Here is a 19259-nt window from a genome sequence, read left to right as displayed (position 1 = left end):
ATGGCTTATGTCGAGCTCTCCGCTTTCACCAACTTCACCTTCCTGGAAGGCGCGTCGCATGCCGAGGAACTGGTGGCGGCGGCGGAACGGCTCGGCCATCGCGCGATCGCCATCGCCGACCGCAATACGCTGGCCGGCATCGCCCGCGCGCATGAAGCCTGCGCCGCGCTCAATTTCCATCTCGTCGTCGGTTGCCGGCTGGCCTTCCGAGATGGCCGCGAAGTGCTGGTCTTCCCGACCGACCGCGACGCCTATGGCCGGCTCTGCGAGCTGCTGACCTTGGGCCGCCGGCGTGCGCCCAAGGGCGAATGCCATCTCGACTACGCCGACCTCGCCAAATGGGGTGAAGGCCTGATCGCCGTGGCGATCACGCCGGAGGAGTCTCCAATCTATCCGCCTACTGGGTCGTCATCCCCGTCCCCGGACTTGATCCGGGGATTGGCTCGGGGACCCCTGAGTTCCCTGGCCGGCAAACTCAGGGATGCCCGGCCCCAGCGGACGGATGTCCGCCTTCGCGGACAGGCGGGCATGACGACTGAATTAAGCTTCTCCACTTTCCTCACCCGCCTTCGCCGCGACTTCCCGAAGCGCGCCTATCTCGCGCTCTGCCATCGCTATCACGGCGACGACCGGAAGCGGCTGGAGCAGGACCAGGCCCTGGCCGATCGCGTCGGCCTGCCGACGGTGGCGATCAACGACGTGCGCTATCACGAGGCCGAGCGGCGTCCCCTGGCCGATATCCTCGCCTGCATCCGCCATACCTGCACGATCGACGCGGCCGGCTATCGCTTGCGCAAGAATGCCGAGCGGCATCTGAAGCCCGAGGCGGAGATGCGCCGCCTGTTCCGCGGCTTCGAGGCCGCCGTCGACCGCAGCGCCGAGATCGCCGAACGCTGCCGCTTCTCGATGGCCGAGCTCCGCTATGAATACCCGACCGAGGTCGTCGGCCCGGACGAGACCGCGCAGCAGACCCTGACCCGCCTCGCCTGGGAGGGTGCCGCTTGGCGCTACCCGCAAGGCACGCCGCCGGAGGTCGCGAAACAGATCGGCGAGGAACTGGCGCTGATCGAGCAGCTCGACTTCGCGCCATATTTTCTCACCGTCCACGACATCGTGCGCTATGCGAAGTCGGTGAACATCCTCTGCCAGGGCCGCGGCTCGGCGGCGAACTCGGCGGTCTGCTATTGCCTCGGCGTCACCTCGATCGATCCCGCCGAGGGCAACTCTCTCTTCGCCCGCTTTATCAGCGCCGAGCGGGGCGAACGGCCCGACATCGACGTCGATTTCGAGCATGAGCGCCGCGAGGAGGTGATCCAGTACATCTACAAGAAATACGGCCGCGACCGCGCCGGCCTGGCGGCGACGGTGATCCGCTACCGCTCGCGCTCGGCGATCCGCGACGTCGGCAAGGCGCTCGGCCTCTCGACCGATGTCACCGACACGCTGGCGAAGACCATCTGGGGCTGGTCGCAGGAGATCGTGCCGGAGGAGCGGGTGCGCCAGCTCGGCCTCGATCCCGCCGACCAGCGTCTCGGCATGGCCTTGCACTATGCCCGCGAGCTGATCGGCTTCCCGCGCCATCTCTCGCAGCATGTCGGCGGCATGGTGATCTCGCGCGGGCCCTTGTCCTCGCTGGTGCCGATCGAGAATGCGGCGATGGCAGACCGCACCGTCATCCAATGGGACAAGGACGATCTCGAATCCCTGGGGTTGATGAAGGTCGATATCCTGGCGCTCGGCATGCTGACCTGCATCCACAAGGCCTTCGACCTCATCGTCGAGCAGGGCGGGCCGCAACTGACGCTGGCCACGATTCCGCAGGACGACAAGGCGACCTACGACATGCTCTGCCGCGCCGACACGATCGGCGTGTTCCAGGTCGAGAGCCGGGCGCAGATGAGCATGCTCCCGCGTTTGAAGCCCAAGAAGCTCTACGATCTCACCATCGAGGTCGCGATTGTCCGCCCCGGTCCGATCCAGGGCGACATGGTGCATCCTTATCTCCGCCGCCGCGACGGACGCGAGCCGATCGACTATCAGGGCCACGCGGCGCTCGAGAAGATCTTGGGGAAAACCCTGGGCGTGCCGCTGTTCCAGGAACAGGCGATGCGGATCGCCATCGAATGCGCCGACTTCACGCCGGACCAGGCCGACGGGTTGCGCCGCTCGATGGCGACCTTCCGGCACAACGGCGATGTCGACAAGTATCGGGTGCCCTTCATGGCGGGGATGAAGCGCAACGGCTACAACCTGGATTTCGCCGAGCGCTGCTTCAAGCAGATCGAGGGCTTCGGCAGCTACGGCTTCCCGGAATCGCATGCCGCGAGCTTCGCGCTGCTCGCCTACATCTCCGCCTGGATCAAATGCCACCACCCCGCGGTCTTCGCCACCGCCTTGCTCAACAGCCAGCCGATGGGCTTCTACCAGCCGGCCCAGATCGTGCGCGACGCGGTGATGCACGGCGTCGAGGTCCGGCCGGTCGATGTCAACCTCAGCCAGTGGGACTGCACGCTGGAGAGTACGTCGGATGGAGTCTTCGACCCCTCACCCCAACCCTCTCCCGCAAGGGGAGAGGGGGGTATTCACAACCTATTTTCGATCGGATACTCCAGCGCGGAAGCGCCCAAAAGAATCCCCTCTCCCCTTGCGGGAGAGGGCGAGGGTGAGGGGTCGACGGGTCTATCCGCGCCTTACCGCAAACATCCCGCCATCCGCCTCGGCTTCCGCCAGGCCAAGGGCATCGGCGAAAAGGAAATCCAGCGTCTGCTCGCCGCCCGCGGCGCCGGCTATCGCAGCGCCGAGCAGCTCTGGCGCCGCGCCGAGTTGGAGTCACGCACCTTGGGCCAGCTCGCCCATGCCGATGCCTTTCGCTCGATGGGGCTGGATCGGCGCCAGGCGCTCTGGGCGGTGAAGGGGTTGGGCGAAAAGCCGCTGCCGCTCTTCGTCGCGCAGGAAGCGGTGCTGGAGCAGCATGAAGAGGAGGGCGCCGGCTTGCCGCAAATGCCGCTCTCCCAGCATGTGATCGAGGACTACCGGTCGCTGCAGCTCACCCTGAAGCAGCACCCGATGGCCTTCCTGCGCCAGCGCCTTTCCGGGCGCGGCGTTGTCGCCAGCGATCGGCTGTCCTCCTGCCGGAACGGCCAGAAGATCAGAGTCGCCGGCCTCGTCCTGGTGCGGCAGCGGCCGGGCACCGCCAGCGGTGTCATCTTCATGACCCTGGAAGACGAGACCGGCATCGCCAATGTCGTGGTCTGGAATCATCTCTTCGAGCAGGCGCGTGGCGTGGTGATGACCGCCAAGCTGATCGGCTGCGAGGGCAAACTGCAAATCGAGGGCCAGCCGCCGCACCAGGTGATCCATGTGGTGGCGGAACGCCTCACCGATCTCACCGGCATGCTGCAGAGCCTGCGCGAGGATGCGGAAACGCCGGTCAATCCGCAGGCCCCGGACCAGCCCTTCCGGCTGCCGGTCGCCCGGGCCGATGAGGTGGCGCATCACAACATCCGCCCCGACCCGCGCGACCCCGAGCCGGCCAAAGGCTGGAACCCGCCGGCCGTGCTGGATGTCCGCAGCCGGGATTTTCACTAATCCCAACCTCGCGCTATGCTGCCTGGGCAAGCTTCGTTCAGGGAGACCTCCAACGGCCGGGCCGCAAGACAGGCAACACCCTCCGGATGCCGGCGATCACCATCCCGATGTTCTCGCCGTCCATCGCTATTGGGACGGGAAGCGCCGCGGCCGGGAGATGCCGTCACGCGCCGACATCGATCCGCTCGAGTTGAAGCCGTTCCTGCCCGGCCTCATCCTGATCGACGTGGTCGAAGACGAACGCCGCTATGTCTACCGGCTCGTCGGCACGCGGGAAGTCGCGATGCGCGGAAAGGACCCGACCGGCCAGTCGATCCTGCAGGGCTTCTTCGCCCCGAGCCTCGCAAACGCCCTCGCCATCCTGGACCAGGTCGTCACGACCCGGGCGCCGCTCTTCATGCACCGCGACTTCACCGCGCCGGACGGCCGGGTGGGCGACGAGGACATCCTGATGCTGCCGCTCTCCGAGGACGGCGCGCGGGTCACCATGCTGTTCGGCTACACCCATCACCGCCTGGCGTAAGTCTTCCACAGCCTTGCGTGCAGCCAGTAGGCGAAGCTGCCGAGCGAGCCGGCGAGCAAGGCGAAGCACAGCCCGAAACCGGCCGAACCGGTCACCGCCATGCCGACGGCAAAGCCGATGGCCATTTGCACCACCGCCCAGGTCCCCGATTTCACCAGATCGCTCAGCATCGCCGGTCTTGTCATCCAATTGCGAATCGTTCTCAAGTGAATATGGCGCCCCGGGATCGGCTTTTAAAGCAGCAAAATCCCGATCACCGCCATCGACGCAATCGATCGGCCGAATTCCGCTGCATACTCCTGATTTCAGACGATTCGCCGAGACATGCGATCAGCGGTGACCGGCGACGTCCTTTGTGATAAAATCAGCCTCGTTGTTTGACATCATGAATGAGGCATCGGCGGCCGACCTGATGACGGCGCGGCGCCGGTTGAGAGAATGCGCGATGGCGCCGGCAACGCAGACCGGACGCAGACAGAATTAAGTCTGCGTGCCGATTGCGCATCACTCGACGCGGAAGCCATCGCCATTTGCATGGCTCCGCTTGCGGTGGCGACGCGCGAAGCGCGCAGGATCACGCCCGCTGCATTGACCCAGCATGTACAGAATGGAGCACCGCTTCGCCTCCCTAGATCAGCACCGCCCCGACCGCGAGGGCTGCGAAGCATGCGGCCGCCGACCAGCGCACGTATTTCAGCGGGATCTTCGCCGCCAGCTTGTTGCCGAAGAAGATCACCGGCGCGTTGGCCAGCACCATGCCGCAGGTGGTGCCGAGCACGACCGAGAGCAGCTCGGGAAAGCGCGCGGCCAGCGCCACGGTCGCGACCTGGGTCTTGTCGCCCATCTCGACCAGGAAGAAGCAGACGAGGGTGGTGAGAAAGGCACCGCCCCGGCGCCAGCGCGCGACCTCGCCTTCCTCCTCCTCGATCTTGTCGGGGATCAGCGCCCAGACCGCCATCACCGCGAAGCCGGCCGCAAGGCCCCAGCGCAGCATCTCCGGCCCGGCAATGTCGTTCAGGACATTCTCGAGGTAATGCCCGACCGCGCCGGCGCCGGCGTGATTGGCCAAGGTGGCGGCCAGCATGCCCCAGAGGATCGGCCAGGGTTTGCGGAACTTGAGCGTCAAGAGCAGCGCCAGAAGCTGGGTCTTGTCGCCGATCTCGGCGATGGCGACCAGGCCGGTGGAAATGGCGAAGGCATTCAGGGAAAACATCGGAGCAGGCGAACCATGACTGGCGGGTCGGACGCGGGCGGAACTTCGGCGAGGCAACCGCCGTCCAACCCGGACCCGGCTGCCGCGCCAAAGGTCTCGCCAGATCCCGCGGCTCTCCTTCCGATTACAGAAGGCCAGACCGCTCGACCGCTCCGGCCATGGCATCCGCGAAACGGCTGCCAAGTCTGTTGACCGGACCCCTGCTTGAGATGCAGGCGGCTACTCCCCAATGGGCGAGCAGGCAAATAGCCGGTTTCACACGGAATGGCAAGGCGCGGGTCGTCGCACCCTGACCTCGCACCGTCATGCCCGGCAATGACGATTGAGAGGAGGCGCGCGCCTACGCCAGGAATTTCAAGCCGTTGATCACCTTGTCGATGATCTTGCGCTCGGCATGGAAGCCGAGGCCGACCAGGTCCAGCGCCTCCCGCGGCGTCGCCGCAACCGAGGCGCGGTTGTCGCCGTCGTTGGTGGTCTTGAACAAGGGCTCGGTGTAGATCGCGAAGGTCAGACTGCGGTTGCGCGCGCGCTCATAAGTGCGCCGCATCCCATCGGCATCGGCGCCGTAGACGAAGACCGGCTCGCGGATGAGCGGCGTGTAGACCGTCGCATCGGCATCGCGATAGGGCTCGCCGGCCATCTCAGGGAAATGATGCGTCAGCCCGCCGGAAAGAAAGGCCGCGACATTCGCCTTCTGCCAGGCGGCGAGGTCGTTGCGGATGATGAGAGCGGTCTTGGTCGGGTACAGCATGTCTGGCATCATCGCCGCGACACCACCGCCCGTCTTGGACGTTTGTGCATGGCCGATTTTCTCACCACCGACAGCCCGATGCCGGGCCTCGAAAGGCTCGAGGCGCGTTTCCAGGGCCATGCCTACGATCTGCACCGGCACGAGACCTATGCGATCGGCCTGACCTTGGACGGTGCGCAGGGCTTCCGCTACCGCGGCGCGGCGCAGGTCAGCCGCACCGGTCAGATCATGGTGCTGCATCCGGACGAGCAGCATGACGGCCATGCCGCGGTGCCGGACGGATTCAGCTATCGCATGATCTATGTCGACCCGGCCCTGATTACGCGGGCGCTTGAACATGACGGCATGCGCAGCCTGCCCTTTGTCGCCGATGCGGTGACGCAGGACCGTGTCATCGCAACGCTGATCCATGAAGCCTTTGCGGATTTCCCCGGCCGGCTGGATCCGCTTGCGGGCGATGCGCTGCTGGCTGGCCTCGCCGACGCGCTCCTGCGCCGTGCCCGGCAGGAGCCTCGCCGGCCCCCCGCCAGACCGCGTCATGCGCTGCTCCGGGTCCGCGACTACCTGGACGCGGAATTTGCGCGGCCGATCGATTCCGCCGATCTTGAGCGCGTCGGCGATCTCGACCGCTTCAGCCTGGCTCGCGCCTTCCGCCGCAGCTTCGGCACGGCGCCGCATCGCTATCTGGTCGCCCGCCGCGTCGCCGCCGCCCGCAGCCTGATCGCCGATGGCGCGCCACTGGCCGAAGTCGCCGGCGCCTGCGGCTTCACCGATCAGAGCCACTTGAACCGCCACTTCAAGGCGCATTTCGGCATGACCCCCGGCCGCTACGCGCGGCTGGTGGCGCGCTAAGCCGTGACCAGGACCTTCCGCCCCGCTTCCAGCACGAAACTGGCCAAGGTCTCGACCTTGGCCACCGGATCGGCGGCGTCGGAGATCGCCTGGAAGCGCGTCACCATCCGATCGGCGGTCACGTCCGCCACGGAATAGCCGCGCTTGCGGCTCTCGAAGAACTTCACCTGCGGATTCGACGGCAGCCACTTCGCCACCTGCTCATAGGGCGGCCCGAACGAGGTGATCGAGGTGCCGACGAACTCGGTCGCGATCGGGACGCCGTCGCTCTCCCGCTTCAGTTCATTGGCCCAGAAGGCGTGGTTGTCGCCGGAGAGGACCACGGGATTGGCGACGCCGCTGGCGCTGATGTGATCGAGCAGGCGCGTCCGCGCCGCGGGATAGCCGTCCCAGGCCTCGGTCCATTCATGCGCCTCGGTGCCGGGATGGTTGTCGTGCAGCGGCGCCATCAGCACGGTCTGGCCGATCACGTTCCAGCGTGCCTGCGAAGCCGCAAGCCCGTTATAGAGCCAGCTTTCCTGCGCTTCCCCCAGCAGCGAACGCGCGGGATCGATCAACTCCGGGCATTGCCGCGCCGTCACCACGTGACCGCCGCCATAGGGCGGGCCATAACAGGCTTCGCGCGAGCGATACTGCCGCCCGTCCAGCATCGAGAAGCTGACGAGATCGCCGAACTGGTAGCGGCCATAGATCCGCATCGCCGTGCCGGGCGCCGATCCCGGCTGCAGGCAGCGGCTGGGGCGAAGCGGCATATGCTCGTAGAAGGCCTGGTAGGCAGCCGCGCGTTGCAACAGGAACTGTGTCGGCGGTTCGAAATTCGAAGCCCATTCGCCGGCATAGTCGTTCTGCACTTCATGGTCGTCCCAGATCGTCAGTGCGGGCGCCGCAGCATGCAGTGCCTGCAGATCGGGATCGAGCCGATACTGCGCATAGCGGTTGCGATAGCCGGCAAGCGTGGTCGGAATCTCGGCATCGCTGTGGCGCCGCACCGTCGCCTTGTCCTTCGGCGCCGAGGTCTCGTAGATGTAGTCGCCGAGGAATAGAACCAGATCCGGCGCCTCCGCCGCGAGATGGCGATAGGCCGAGAAATAGCCCTGCTCGTAGTTGGCGCAGGAGACGAAGCCGAAGCGGAAGTTGTCGAGCGGCTGGCCCTCGCTCGGCGCGGTGCGGGCGCAGCCGATGGGGCTGGCAGCCTGGTCTGTTACGAAGCGATACCAATAAGGCCGACCGGACTTGAGGCCGGAAACCTCGAGATGGACCGAATGCGCAAACCTCGCCTCGGCGCGCGCGAGGCCGCGGCGCACGACTTGTCGCATCAGCGGATCCTCGGCGATCTCGTATTTGAGCAGCACGTCGCCGCCGTTCAAACCGCCCGGCGCCCATGGGTCCTGCGACAGCGGCTCGGGTGCCAGGCGCGTCCAGAGCACGAAGCCGTCCGCCAACGGATCGCCCGAGGCGACGCCGAGCGGAAAGGGATCGTTCTGCGGCGCCACAGCTTGCGGCGGCATGAGACGCCCGCCGGCCAGGCTCGGTGTCGCCAGCAGCGGCTGCGCCAGAGCCGCCAGGCCGAGGCCGAGCACCCGGCGGCGGCTGATGCCGACGGCCTTGGATTGGGACGGGCCGCCTATCGACGGCATCGCTTGACCCGGAGCGGCATGCAGCGGGAATCCCTGATCGTCCATGGCGCCAGCGCTCACTTCCCGAGTCGACTTCGCTGCCACCCACGCCGCATCCCGCTACCGGCACAGTGTGACGATTGTCCGTGCGAATAAAAGAAGCTTTGGGTTTCACTCTGTAACAGCACCCGTTTCGGGCGCCGCCCAAGTGCGTGCGCTGCGCGCGATCATCTATGCAGCATGCGCCGTCAGGATGTCGTAACATTCGCGGCGGCCGCCCTGCGGCCAGCTGGATCGGAGCCTGCCTTGCGTCGCGTCGCCTCTGCCTTGGACCTCAGCTCATCGAAGATCGCGGCCCTGACGCGATACTGGGAGGCCAAGCGCGGGCGCCGGCCGATGCCGCTCTGGTCCGACATCGATCCCGCCGAGATCAAGCCGCTGCTGCCGCACCTGCTGGTCACGCGCTACGAGCGCAATCCGTTTCGCGCCCGCTTCGTGCTGGTCGGCACCTGGCTGGCGCAATATGCCGGCGGCGATTTCACCGGCCGCTATCTCGACGAGCTCGATTTCTCCAGCGAGCTCGACACCGACTGGCCGGCGCATCATCTGCAATTCGTCAGGGATGCGCGGCCGACCTTCGGCATCTGCCGCTTCCTGACCGAATCCGGCCTCGAGCGCGAATATGAGTCGGCAATGTTCCCGATCGCCGGCGAGGATGGCGTCACCGTCGAGCGCGCGCTCGGCATCGAGGATTTCCCGGTCGGCGCCGACACCGTGCCGGACGAGCGCATCATCGCCCCGGCGCCGCGGGTGCTGCTGCCGAGCGGCGAGATCGCGCCGCGCACCGAGATGCCCCCTTCGGGCCTCACACCGGTCCTGGCCACCGATCCGGACTTCCGGCGCTGCCTCGCCGAGGCGGCGCTGCCGACCCTCGATCTGGTCGGGGCGGGCAAGCGCTACTTCCGGCTGACCGAGGATGGGCGATGCCGCGGTTATGGCGGCTTCGAAGCGCGAGGGTCGCACGCCCTGCTGCGCTCGATCGTCGTCGATGGACCGGAACGCGGCCATGGCTACGGCCGCAGTCTGGTGCACGCTTTGATCGCCGAGGCGCGGAAGCTCGGGTTGAAGGACGCCTGGTTGCTGACCGAGACCGCAGCGCCGTTCTTCGTGGCGCTCGGATTCACGCCCTGCGGGCGCGAGGTGGCGCCGCCGGAGATCGCCGCCACCCAGCAGTTCGCCGAGCTCTGCCCGCAGAGCGCCAAGCTGATGCGGCGGGATATCGGCTGACCCCGAGCATGGAAGCGCCGCTGCTGGCCGACTGTGCGCCGTCGCTCCGTCTCGCGCTCTACAGCGACCAGGTGATCGCAGCCAACGGCAGGCTTGATATGGAGGTGCTGCGGCTTCTCGAAGGCTCGGCACGGCGGATTGGATACCTGACTTCGGCGCCGGACCCGGCGCGGCGCTTCTTCGCGGCCAAGCAAAGCTACTACGCCCGATACGGCGCAATCGATCTGGTCTACTTCGATCCGGAGAATCTGGGATCGTCCGGTGCCCTGGACGAGCTCCTGGGTTGCGACGCTCTTCATCTGGCGGGCGGCGACACGCGCGGCTTTCTCGGGCGATTGAACCGGGCCGGGCTGGTCTCCCCGTTGCGCGATTATGCGCGCTCCGGCAAGCCGCTGATCGGTACCAGTGCCGGCGCCATACTGATGACGCCCAGCATCGCGCTCAACGCGCTGTTCGAAGGCGCTGGCCCTGCGGATTCTCCGGATCAGGCCGCACTCGACTTGCTGCCCTTCGAGTTCTTCCCGCACCTGCAGGCTTATCCCGCCCACCTTGAGGCGCTGACGGCATACTCGCTTGAGAATGGTGGTCGCCCGATCTTCGGCTGTCCCGACGGCGACGGGATCCTGGTCGAGAACGGTGCAGCCCGCGCGATTGGTGCGATCGTGGAGATCCGCGATGGAGCCGTGAACCCGCGGCGTCAGCTAGACTAGAGCGGCCACTACCCTGAGCGGCACCAGGTCGCGGAACAGCGGGGTTGCGATCAGCGCCTTGGCGGCCTCGATGTCCGGCGCCATCTCGCGGTCCTGGTCCCAGAACGCGACTTTCACACGGAGGGCCCGCATCGCCGTCGCGAGCTTCGGGCTGGTGGTCACGGGCTTCCTGAGGTCGATGCCCTGCGCCGCCGCCAGGAGCTCGACCGCGATGATGCCGGCGGTGTTCTCCGCCATGTCGCCGACCCGGCGCGCCGCATAGGTCGCCATGCTGACATGGTCCTCCTGGTTGGCGGAGGTCGGCAGCGAATCGACGCTGCCGGGGAAGGCCATGGCCTTGTTCTCGCTGGCGAGCGCTGCCGCGGTCACCTGCGCGATCATGAAACCGGAATTGAGGCCCGGCTCCGGCACCAGGAAGGCGGGCAGGCTGCTCATCTTGGCATCGACCAGCAGCGCGATGCGGCGTTCGGAGAGCGCGCCGATCTCGGCAACCGCGATCGCCATGGTGTCGGCGGCGATGGCGATGGGCTCGGCATGGAAGTTGCCGCCGGAGATCACCTCGCCGGTATCGGCGAAGACCAGGGGATTGTCGGAGACGGCGTTGCATTCGCGGCCGATCACCGCCGCGGCATGGCGCAGCGTATCCAGGCAGGCGCCCATCACCTGCGGCTGGCAGCGCAAGCTGTAGGGATCCTGCACCCGGCCGCAATCGACATGGCTGGCGCGCAACGGGCTGTCGGCCATCAGCTCTTTCAGCGCCTTCGCGGCTTCGATCTGTCCCGGCTGGCCGCGGACCGCGTGGATCCTGGGGTCGAACGGCGCGTCGCTGCCGAGGCAGGCATCGGTCGTCATCGCCCCGGCGACCAGGGCGGCCAGATAGACATCCTCCGCCGCGAACAGGGCGGCGGCGGCCAGCGCGGTCGAGACCTGGGTGCCGTTCAACAGCGCCAGGCCTTCCTTGGCGGCCAAGGTGATCGGCTGCAGGCCGGCGATGGTCAGGCCTTCCACGGCTGACAGCGTGCGGCCGGCATGGCGCACCACGCCGATGCCCAGCAGCACGGCGGAAAGATGCGCCAGCGGGGCGAGATCGCCGGAAGCGCCGACCGAGCCTTTGGACGGAATGACCGGATAGACCTCGGCGTTCAGCAATTTGATCAGGGCCTCGATGACACTGCGGCGGATGCCGGAAAACCCTCTGGCCAGCGCGTTGACCTTCAGGATCAGGATGATCCGGACGATCTCGTCGGCGAGTGCCGGCCCGATGCCGGCGGCATGCGAGAGCACGAGGCGCCGCTGCAGCTCGGCCACCTGGTCGTCGGGAATGCGGGTATGGGCGAGGCTGCCGAAGCCGGTGTTGATGCCATAGGCAACTTCATGCCGGTCGAGGATCGACTGCACGACCTGCGCGGAGCGATCGATCTCGACCTGCGCCTTGGGATCGAGCGCGATCTTGCGGCGGCTTTTCGCGAGCTCCCGCAAGGCCGCGAGGCCGAGCCGGCCGGGTTCGAGAACGAAGGGCGCGTCATTCATGATAATTTCTCCCGCGGCCGCCGCCGGTGAAGTCGGAAAAGGAATAGCCGGACTCTGCTCTGCTGTACCTGTCTATACAAGTTCATCGAATTGAGTGCAACGGATCCCTGTGCTTTCCGCAGCTTAGCGCGCCTGCGTCTCCGGTTCAGCATCCCGGCCGGGCTGTCGCGCGCGCTTCAGAACATGTCGCGGCGGCGCGGCTAAGACATTCGGAAACCGGGTACTCGTCTTGCCAATTCTGGCCTCTCCCGGCACTCTGCGCCCCGCTTCGGACCAGGGTGAACCGCCCAAGGTACCCGGGAGCGGCGACAGATTGCGCAACACAGGTGACTCATGGCGAACGACGCCGGCGAACTCGATCTCAACAGCCTGAACGACGACGATCTCGTTCAGCAGATGCATGACGATCTCTATGACGGCCTCAAGGAGGAGATCGAGGCGGCCGTCCACATCCTGCTGGAGCGCAAGTGGACCCCCTATGACGTGCTGACCAAGGCGCTGGTCGAGGGCATGCGGATCGTCGGCATCGACTTCCGCGACGGCATCCTGTTCGTCCCGGAAGTGCTGCTGGCCGCCAATGCCATGAAGGCCGGCATGTTCATCCTGCGCCCGCTGCTCGCCGAGACCGGCGCGCCTAAGGTCGGCAAGATGGTGATCGGCACCGTGAAGGGCGACATCCACGACATCGGCAAGAACCTGGTCGGGATGATGATGGAAGGCGCCGGCTTCGACGTGATCGATCTCGGCATCAACAACCCGGTCGAGAAGTATCTCGCCGCGATCGAGGAGCACCAGCCGGATATCCTCGGCATGTCGGCGCTGCTGACGACCACCATGCCTTACATGAAGGTCGTGATCGACGCGCTCATCGAGAAGGGCATCCGCTCCGATCACGTCGTGCTGGTCGGCGGCGCGCCGCTCAACGAGGCCTTCTCCAATTCGATCGGCGCCGACGCCTATTGCCGCGACGCGGCCGTGGCGGTCGAGACCGCGAAGAGCTTCATGGCCAAGCGCCAGGGTTCGGCTCTCGCCAAGGCCTGATCGATCGCTCCAAAGCGAGACGGACAAGACCCCGCCCGGGAAACCGCGGCGGGGTTTTTCCGTTCTAGTCCCGGCAACCCGGAACTGAGAGAGGCCGCCCATGCATCGCTGCGCTTTGCCGCTGTTGTTCGCCTTCCTGGCCGCCACGGCAGCCCAGGCCGCGGAGCCGATCACGATCGGTGTGGCCGAGATCGGCTTCCTGGACAGTTCCGGCGCGCCGGAAAGGAAACCGGAGAAGACCACGACCGCGCGGGCGGAGAAATTCACGGCAGCTTTGCGCAAGGACCTTGGCGCCGACGGCAAGTTCAAGGTCGTCGAGCTCGACTGCGGCAAAGCCCCTTGCTCGATCGCGAACCAGCCGCCCGAAGAACTGATCGCGGCGGCAAAGAAAGCCGGGGCGCGCGTTCTGGTCTATGGCGGCGTTCACAGCATGAATCCCGGGGTCCAGAACATGCAGGCGCAGGCGGTGGACATCGAGGCCGCCAAACTGGTCTTCGACCAGGCGATCAGCCTGGGCGCCGGTGATGCCAGGGCCTGGCAGCGCGCCGAGCGCGATCTCGCCGACGCGCTGCTGAAGGCGGCGCTTTCGAATTAGCTTTGCGCCGCCAAGACGTGGTCGAATGAACGCCTTCGGTTCGGGAAAAACTCCCGCCCGGGAAATCGCGGCGGGATTTTTCTTGCGCGCATTCCTGCCGCCGCCAAGGATCGCGCAACGCCATGGAAGAGGAACGCCTATGTCGGTCGCTGCAATTCTCCGCACCGCGCTGTTCGCGCCGCTGCTGCTGATCTCGACAAGCGGCGTCCCGGCCGTCGAGCCGATCACGATCGGCATCGCCGAGATCGACTATCAGGACAGTTCGGGCGAGGTCACGGACCAGCGGGCCGCGCATGCCGACCGCGCCACGCGCTTTGCCGAGGCGCTGCGCAAAGACCTTGCGGCGAGCGGCCGATACAAGGTCGTGACCCTCAATTGCGGCCAGGATCCGTGTTCGGTCGGTTCGCAGATTCCCGAGGACCTGATCGCTGCCGCGAAGCAGGCGGGGGCGAGGGTGCTGGTCTATGGCGGGGTGCACAAGATGAGCACGCTGGTGCAGAACATGAAGGCCCAGGCGGTCGACGTCGAGGCCGACCGCCTGGTGTTCGAGCGCCTGATCACCTTCCGCGGCGATGACAACGAGTCCTGGCTGCGCGCCGAGCGGTTTCTCGCCAAGGAACTGCTGGAAGAGCCGCTGGCGAAGTAGCGCGTCAGCGTTCGATGAAATGCCCGTAGACCAGGATCTCGCTCACCGTCACGCCGTTCTCGGATAGCGGCAGGAACAGCGTCTCAAATTCCAGAAATCGCGGGTTTGCGCTGGCCTCGACCGAGAAGTCGATCAGGCCCCATTCGGACGCGGCGGCACGGTCATAGCTCTCCAGGCAGAAGCGCAGCACCTCGCCCGAATAGATGCCGCGGACAGTCTTGCCGGTCGGGTCGTCGGCGCGGGCTTCGATCTGTCGCGCTCCGACGATGCGATAGCGGTAGTCGCGCGGGTCGTCGAGCACGTCCAGAATCATCGTGCTCGGCGCGAGTGCGCCGAGCCGCTCCGGATGAACCTCGCTCCGCCGCGGCAGGCGATCGTTCGGCTTGGCGGCGCACCAGGCATCGAACACGACTCGCGTCTCGTTGCAGGCGCGATGCATGCCTTCGCGCGCCGCAAATTTCTCACCCTTGCCGAGAATGGCGCCCCAAGGATCGATCAGGATGCGTCGGTCGATCGTCATGGCTTCGCTGGCAACTCCGCGCTGGCCCGCGCTGGAAGTATGCAAGCGAGATGAGCGAACTGCAACGCCGTGGCCGCTATCCCACCGGCTGCGCCGGCACGAACCTGCCGCAGAATCTCAGTCGAAGAACAGCAGCGCCCGGATCTCGATGCTCTCCCGCAAGACTTTGGGATCCGGGAAGTTGGGGTCGGCGAAGGCGCCGTGGGCGCTGAATCTGGCCCGCGCCGGGTCGGAATCGTAGGTCTTGATCAGCACGACCTCGTCGCGGCTCATCTCCGGGAAATAGAACCAGCGCTGCGATGGGTTGTAGGCGATGGAATAGATCTCACCCACGCGGTCCGGATAGATGAGGTCGGTGGCGAGCACGTCCTCGGCCGCCAGGCTCTCCGCATCACCCAAGGCCAGCGGGAATTGCTGCAAGGGCCCGACGATCGGGCGCCAGGCATTGACGATGGCGAAGCGCTTCCGGAGCCGCGCCTCGGCTTCCTCCGGCACCAGGTCGCGCACCCGCTGCGGACCGGATTTCAAGGTGTAGTCGTTGTGGACGCGAAGCACCGCTTCGCGCGGCAGTCCGACGCCGCGCGGACGCTGGTGCGAGCTGCGGATCGTGTGGTCGAAGATCACGACCTTCGTGGCGCCGGTCTCGGCCTTGAACAGGGCCTCGGTCTCCGGGTAGTAGCGCGCCTTCAGCGCAGCCTCGTCATAGAGGTCCGCGACCTGGGTCGCGTGCTGCACGAGCGCGAAGCCTTCGCGGTCGATCGAGAAGGCCTCGGCTTGCGGGCGCCCGTCCTGAATGAAGACCTTGCGGCTCTCATATTGATGCGAACGCACCGGCTGGCCCGGCGGCGGGTCATATTGATGCGAGAAGGGCTTCCGCCCGTCCGGGATGATGAAGCTCAGCTCGGCTTCGACGCCGGCAAGCGGGGCATTCTGGACCGCGGAAGCCTTCGCCTTCTGCAACATGATGCTCTCCCGAGTGACTTGGATCGCTCACAATTGGGCGTTCTTGTCCCCCGGTTAAACCGATCATTGTTCACATCTGAGGCGAGAAAACCTCACACGACGGCGGAAACGAGCTCATTGCCGGGGATGCGGTGAATCCGCCCGAAGCCGGCGACCAGCAGCGCCTCCTGGATCTCGAAACGATAGAGATGGAAGTCGCCGAAGCCGGCATAGCCCCGCGCCGAAGGCTGGGCGGCGAGGTAAAGCGCACGGTTCTCCGGCGTGTCCGCCGCCACCACGCGGCCGATCAGCGTGACCCGCGCGCCGGTCAGCGGCTCCGCCAGGCCCGCCGTGCCGTCGTAAAGCAGCGAGGCATGCGGATCGCGCTTCAGGTTCTTGGCATGATCGCTCAAATCCGAGAGCAGCAGCAGCGGCTGCCCGGTTCCGTCGCGGCCCGGCAGGACCAGCGAAACGAAGGGGAAGGTCTCGGAACCGCCGCCGGCGTCGCTCCGTTCGGCCAGCGAGCCGAGATAGGCGCTGCTGGCGCCGTCGATCAGCGCGCGGGTGTCTTTCGCCGGATCATCGTGGTTAAGTGTCACGCTTCCACACCGTAATTTTGCTTGCTTTACAACAGATTGAACCCATATCCGGCGTAGCCGCAAGGATTTGGGCAAAGGCTCCGAAACGGCGCAGTTTCGCCCCATTTCGGTCACCATTCCGGGCGAACCTTGGCAGGACACCAGCAATTCTGTAAACGTTTCGAAGATAAGGAGAATTCTCGTGGCCCAAGCCGCTGCCGCGCCGCAGACCATCGCGCTGGTTGACGACGATCGCAACATCCTCGCCTCGGTCTCGATGACGCTCGAGGCGGAGGGCTTCGCGGTCAAGACCTATACCGACGGCGCCGAGGCGCTGCGGGCGCTCGCCACCACGCCGGTCGATCTCGCCGTGCTCGACATCAAGATGCCGCGCATGGACGGCATGGAGCTCTTGGAAAAGCTGCGCCGCACCAGCGACCTCCCCGTGATCTTCCTGACCTCGAAGGACGACGAGGTGGACGAGCTCATGGGCCTGCGCATGGGCGCCGACGATTACATCAAGAAGCCCTTCTCCCAGCGCCTGCTGATCGAGCGCATCCGCACGCTTCTGCGCCGCGAGATGAGCCGCGGCACCGCCCAGGCGACCGGCGAGGCGCAGCTGGTGCGCGGCGAGCTGATGATGGACCCGACCCGCCATCTCTGCACCTGGGCCGAGAAACCGGTCGAGCTGACCGTCACCGAGTTCCTGCTGCTGAAGGCGCTGGCGCAGCGCCCGGGCCATGTGAAGAGCCGCGACCAGCTGATGGACGCCGCTTACGGCGAGAACATCTATGTCGATGACCGCACCATCGACAGCCACATCAAGCGCCTGAGAAAGAAGTTCAAGGTCGTTGACACCGATTTCAATCAGATCGAGACGCTGTATGGCGTGGGCTATCGGTACCGCGAGGCCTGATCGCGCCCGTCCCACGCCGCTCGCCCTGAAGGATTGATCGGCGATGGCCGACACGATCAGGGACAGCGGCAGGGTCGAGCCGACTCTGGGCAGCAGCCAGCGCGCCGCGCATGCGGCCCCTCATGCGGAATTCCGCCTGCCGGAATCCGAGTCCAAGACCGGCACCATCATCTCCTTCTTCCGCCGCAAGCCGAAGCCGGCGCCGACCCCCGCCGGCGAGAACCGGCGCGAGCCGCAGATGCGCCGTGTCGAGGCGCCGGTTGCCAGGACCGCGCCGAAGGTGGAGCGGCCGCTTAAAACCAAGCCCGAGCCTGCCTCCGCGCCGGAACAACCGCGCGCGAAATCGCCGCCGGCGCGACGCAGTCTCTGGATGTCGCCGATCACCCGGCGGATCCTGTTGCTGAACGTAATGGCACTGGCGATCCCGGTCTTCGGTCTGCTCTATCTGCCGACCTATCGCGACAGCCTGATCCAATCGGAGTTGGAGCTGTTGAAGACCGAGGGCGAGCTTTTCTCCGGCGCGCTCGCGTCGAGCGGCGTCGTCACCGATCCCGACGGCTCCGAACGGCTGCAGCCCGACACCTCGCGCCAGACCATACGCCGCCTGGTCGATGTCTCGAAGACCCGCGCGCGCCTCTTCCTGCCGAACGGTACCCTGATTGCGGACTCCTTCCTGCTCTCCGGTCCCGGTGGCATCCTGCTGATCGAGCCGCTGCCGCCGCCCGAACCGCCCGAAGGTCCGATTCTGGCCGCGCTGGGCGGAGCCTATGACTGGCTGCTCGGCCGCTTCCCGGCCAGCGACCTCTATCCGCCCTATGGCGAATCCGCGGTGCAAGTCGCCGACGATTACCAGGAGGTGCAGCAGGCGCTCGGCGGCGACACCGGCACCTTTGTGCGCTCCGGCGGCGACGGTTCGCTGGTGCTTTCCGTGGCCGTGCCGGTGCAGCGCTATCGCCAGGTGCTGGGCGCCCTGTTCCTCACCAAGGCGGGCAAGGGCGTCGAAAGCACCTTGCGCAAAACCCGCCTCACCATCATCGCGGTTTCCCTGGTGGCACTCGGCATCACGGTGTTGGCCTCGCTCTATCTCGCCAGCACGATCGCGCTGCCGATCCACCGCCTGGCCGATGCTGCCGACCGGGTGCGTCGGTCGAAGGGCCGCTCGGCCGGCATTCCGGATCTCTCCCGCCGCCGCGACGAGATCGGCGATCTGTCGGGCGCCTTGCGCGACATGACCGAGGCGGTCTGGCGCCGCATGGATGCGATCGAGCGCTTCGCCGCCGACGTCGCGCATGAAATCAAAAATCCGCTGACCTCGCTCAGAAGCGCGGTCGAGACCGTCGCGCGGGTCGAGGACCCGCAGCAGCAACGGAAATTGATGAGCATCATCCTCGACGACGTGCAGCGCCTGGATCGCCTGATCAGCGACATCTCCGACGCCAGCCGCGTCGATGCCGAAATGTCCCGCGCCGAGACCAGCAAGGTGAAGATCCATGATCTCATCGCCGCGCTGGTCGACATCCACGCGGTGACCGACGGCGACGGCAAACCGAAAGTGGTTGCCGATCTGCCGCCGGGCGACGATCTTTCCGTGCTCGGTGCCGAGGGCCGGCTCGGCCAGGTGTTCCGCAATCTCCTGACCAACGCGCTCTCCTTCAGCCCGCGCAACGGCACCGTCACCCTGCGGGCGCGCCGCGACCAGGGCCGCATCGTCATCCAGGTCGATGACGAAGGCCCGGGCATCCCCGAGGACAAGCTCAAGGCGATCTTCGACCGCTTCTACACCGAGCGGCCGGAAGGCGAAAAGTTCGGCACCCATTCGGGCCTCGGCCTTTCGATCTCGCAGCAGATCGTCGAGGCGCATAACGGCACCCTCACTGCCTCCAATCGCCGCGACCGCGCGAGCCGGGTGATCGGCGCGCGCTTCACCATCGATCTTCCCGCGATCTGATCC

18 protein-coding genes are annotated in these 19259 nt (G+C 66.4%); 10 read left to right on the top strand and 8 right to left on the bottom strand.

Annotated features, from left to right (window positions below; translation table 11 throughout):
• Complete coding sequence (locus ACYQ4T_RS26045) at positions 1-3588, top strand: error-prone DNA polymerase (RefSeq protein WP_459859552.1); 3588 nt, start codon at positions 1-3, stop codon at positions 3586-3588.
• Positions 3482-4111: a PAS domain-containing protein gene (locus ACYQ4T_RS26040; protein WP_459859551.1), complete on the top strand. Its 630-nt coding sequence runs from the start codon at positions 3482-3484 to the stop codon at positions 4109-4111. The genes ACYQ4T_RS26045 and ACYQ4T_RS26040 overlap by 107 nt, the downstream gene beginning before the upstream one ends.
• Here the strand turns inward: ACYQ4T_RS26040 and ACYQ4T_RS26035 are convergent.
• From ACYQ4T_RS26035 to ACYQ4T_RS26025, 3 genes are all read right to left on the bottom strand, one after another.
• The gene (locus ACYQ4T_RS26035; RefSeq protein WP_459859550.1) at positions 4096-4296 is read right to left on the bottom strand and encodes a DUF2061 domain-containing protein; all 201 of its coding nucleotides are present in this window, start codon (positions 4294-4296) and stop codon (positions 4096-4098) included. The genes ACYQ4T_RS26040 and ACYQ4T_RS26035 overlap by 16 nt on opposite strands.
• Positions 4297-4739: 443 nt before the next feature.
• Positions 4740-5324, bottom strand: a complete 585-nt coding sequence (locus ACYQ4T_RS26030; protein ID WP_459859549.1) for a TMEM165/GDT1 family protein — start codon at positions 5322-5324, stop codon at positions 4740-4742.
• Between the two features lie 340 nt (positions 5325-5664).
• Positions 5665-6075: a DUF2000 family protein gene (locus ACYQ4T_RS26025; protein ID WP_459859548.1), complete on the bottom strand. Its 411-nt coding sequence runs from the start codon at positions 6073-6075 to the stop codon at positions 5665-5667.
• Between the two features lie 48 nt (positions 6076-6123).
• Between ACYQ4T_RS26025 and ACYQ4T_RS26020 the strand changes: the two genes are divergently transcribed.
• Positions 6124-6927 carry an AraC family ligand binding domain-containing protein gene (locus tag ACYQ4T_RS26020; protein WP_459859547.1) on the top strand — a complete coding sequence of 268 codons (804 nt, stop codon included), beginning with the start codon at positions 6124-6126 and terminating at the stop codon, positions 6925-6927.
• On the opposite strand, the gene ACYQ4T_RS26015 is transcribed toward ACYQ4T_RS26020, so the two are convergent.
• Positions 6924-8564 (bottom strand): alkaline phosphatase D family protein, encoded by a 1641-nt coding sequence (locus ACYQ4T_RS26015; protein ID WP_459859546.1) that lies wholly within the window; start codon positions 8562-8564, stop codon positions 6924-6926. The genes ACYQ4T_RS26020 and ACYQ4T_RS26015 overlap by 4 nt on opposite strands.
• 285 nt (positions 8565-8849) lie before the next feature.
• Between ACYQ4T_RS26015 and arsN2 the strand changes: the two genes are divergently transcribed.
• Together arsN2 and ACYQ4T_RS26005 are read left to right on the top strand one after the other, a co-directional pair.
• Positions 8850-9830, top strand: a complete 981-nt coding sequence (gene arsN2, locus ACYQ4T_RS26010; RefSeq protein ID WP_459859545.1) for an arsenic resistance N-acetyltransferase ArsN2 — start codon at positions 8850-8852, stop codon at positions 9828-9830.
• 8 nt (positions 9831-9838) lie between these two features.
• Positions 9839-10540: a Type 1 glutamine amidotransferase-like domain-containing protein gene (locus ACYQ4T_RS26005; protein ID WP_459859543.1), complete on the top strand. Its 702-nt coding sequence runs from the start codon at positions 9839-9841 to the stop codon at positions 10538-10540.
• Here the strand turns inward: ACYQ4T_RS26005 and hutH are convergent.
• Positions 10532-12070 carry a histidine ammonia-lyase gene (gene hutH / locus ACYQ4T_RS26000; protein ID WP_459859542.1) on the bottom strand — a complete coding sequence of 513 codons (1539 nt, stop codon included), beginning with the start codon at positions 12068-12070 and terminating at the stop codon, positions 10532-10534. The genes ACYQ4T_RS26005 and hutH overlap by 9 nt on opposite strands.
• 333 nt (positions 12071-12403) lie before the next feature.
• Between hutH and ACYQ4T_RS25995 the strand changes: the two genes are divergently transcribed.
• From ACYQ4T_RS25995 to ACYQ4T_RS25985, 3 genes are all read left to right on the top strand, one after another.
• Positions 12404-13111: a corrinoid protein gene (locus ACYQ4T_RS25995; RefSeq protein ID WP_459859541.1), complete on the top strand. Its 708-nt coding sequence runs from the start codon at positions 12404-12406 to the stop codon at positions 13109-13111.
• Between the two features lie 100 nt (positions 13112-13211).
• A complete protein-coding gene (locus tag ACYQ4T_RS25990; RefSeq protein ID WP_459859540.1) occupies positions 13212-13706 on the top strand; it encodes a DUF2380 domain-containing protein in 495 nt (164 codons plus the stop codon).
• A 139-nt stretch (positions 13707-13845) separates the two neighbouring features.
• Positions 13846-14352: a DUF2380 domain-containing protein gene (locus tag ACYQ4T_RS25985; RefSeq protein WP_459859539.1), complete on the top strand. Its 507-nt coding sequence runs from the start codon at positions 13846-13848 to the stop codon at positions 14350-14352.
• Between the two features lie 4 nt (positions 14353-14356).
• On the opposite strand, the gene ACYQ4T_RS25980 is transcribed toward ACYQ4T_RS25985, so the two are convergent.
• The 3 genes from ACYQ4T_RS25980 to ACYQ4T_RS25970 form a co-directional block, all read right to left on the bottom strand.
• Positions 14357-14872: a PAS domain-containing protein gene (locus tag ACYQ4T_RS25980; RefSeq protein WP_459859538.1), complete on the bottom strand. Its 516-nt coding sequence runs from the start codon at positions 14870-14872 to the stop codon at positions 14357-14359.
• A gap of 117 nt (positions 14873-14989) precedes the next feature.
• The gene (locus tag ACYQ4T_RS25975) at positions 14990-15835 is read right to left on the bottom strand and encodes a CmcJ/NvfI family oxidoreductase (RefSeq protein ID WP_459859537.1); all 846 of its coding nucleotides are present in this window, start codon (positions 15833-15835) and stop codon (positions 14990-14992) included.
• 92 nt (positions 15836-15927) lie between these two features.
• The gene (locus ACYQ4T_RS25970) at positions 15928-16413 is read right to left on the bottom strand and encodes a hypothetical protein (RefSeq protein WP_459859536.1); all 486 of its coding nucleotides are present in this window, start codon (positions 16411-16413) and stop codon (positions 15928-15930) included.
• Positions 16414-16594: 181 nt separating this feature from the next.
• Between ACYQ4T_RS25970 and ACYQ4T_RS25965 the strand changes: the two genes are divergently transcribed.
• Positions 16595-17308 (top strand): response regulator transcription factor, encoded by a 714-nt coding sequence (locus tag ACYQ4T_RS25965; protein WP_459859535.1) that lies wholly within the window; start codon positions 16595-16597, stop codon positions 17306-17308.
• A gap of 43 nt (positions 17309-17351) precedes the next feature.
• The gene (locus tag ACYQ4T_RS25960; protein WP_459859534.1) at positions 17352-19256 is read left to right on the top strand and encodes a stimulus-sensing domain-containing protein; all 1905 of its coding nucleotides are present in this window, start codon (positions 17352-17354) and stop codon (positions 19254-19256) included.
• The last annotated feature ends 3 nt before the right edge of the window (positions 19257-19259 follow it).

Source organism: Dongia sp. agr-C8 (genome assembly GCF_054658695.1).
The sequence above is the reverse complement of the archived record's forward strand: the minus strand, read 5'-3'. Positions and strand labels throughout refer to the sequence as shown.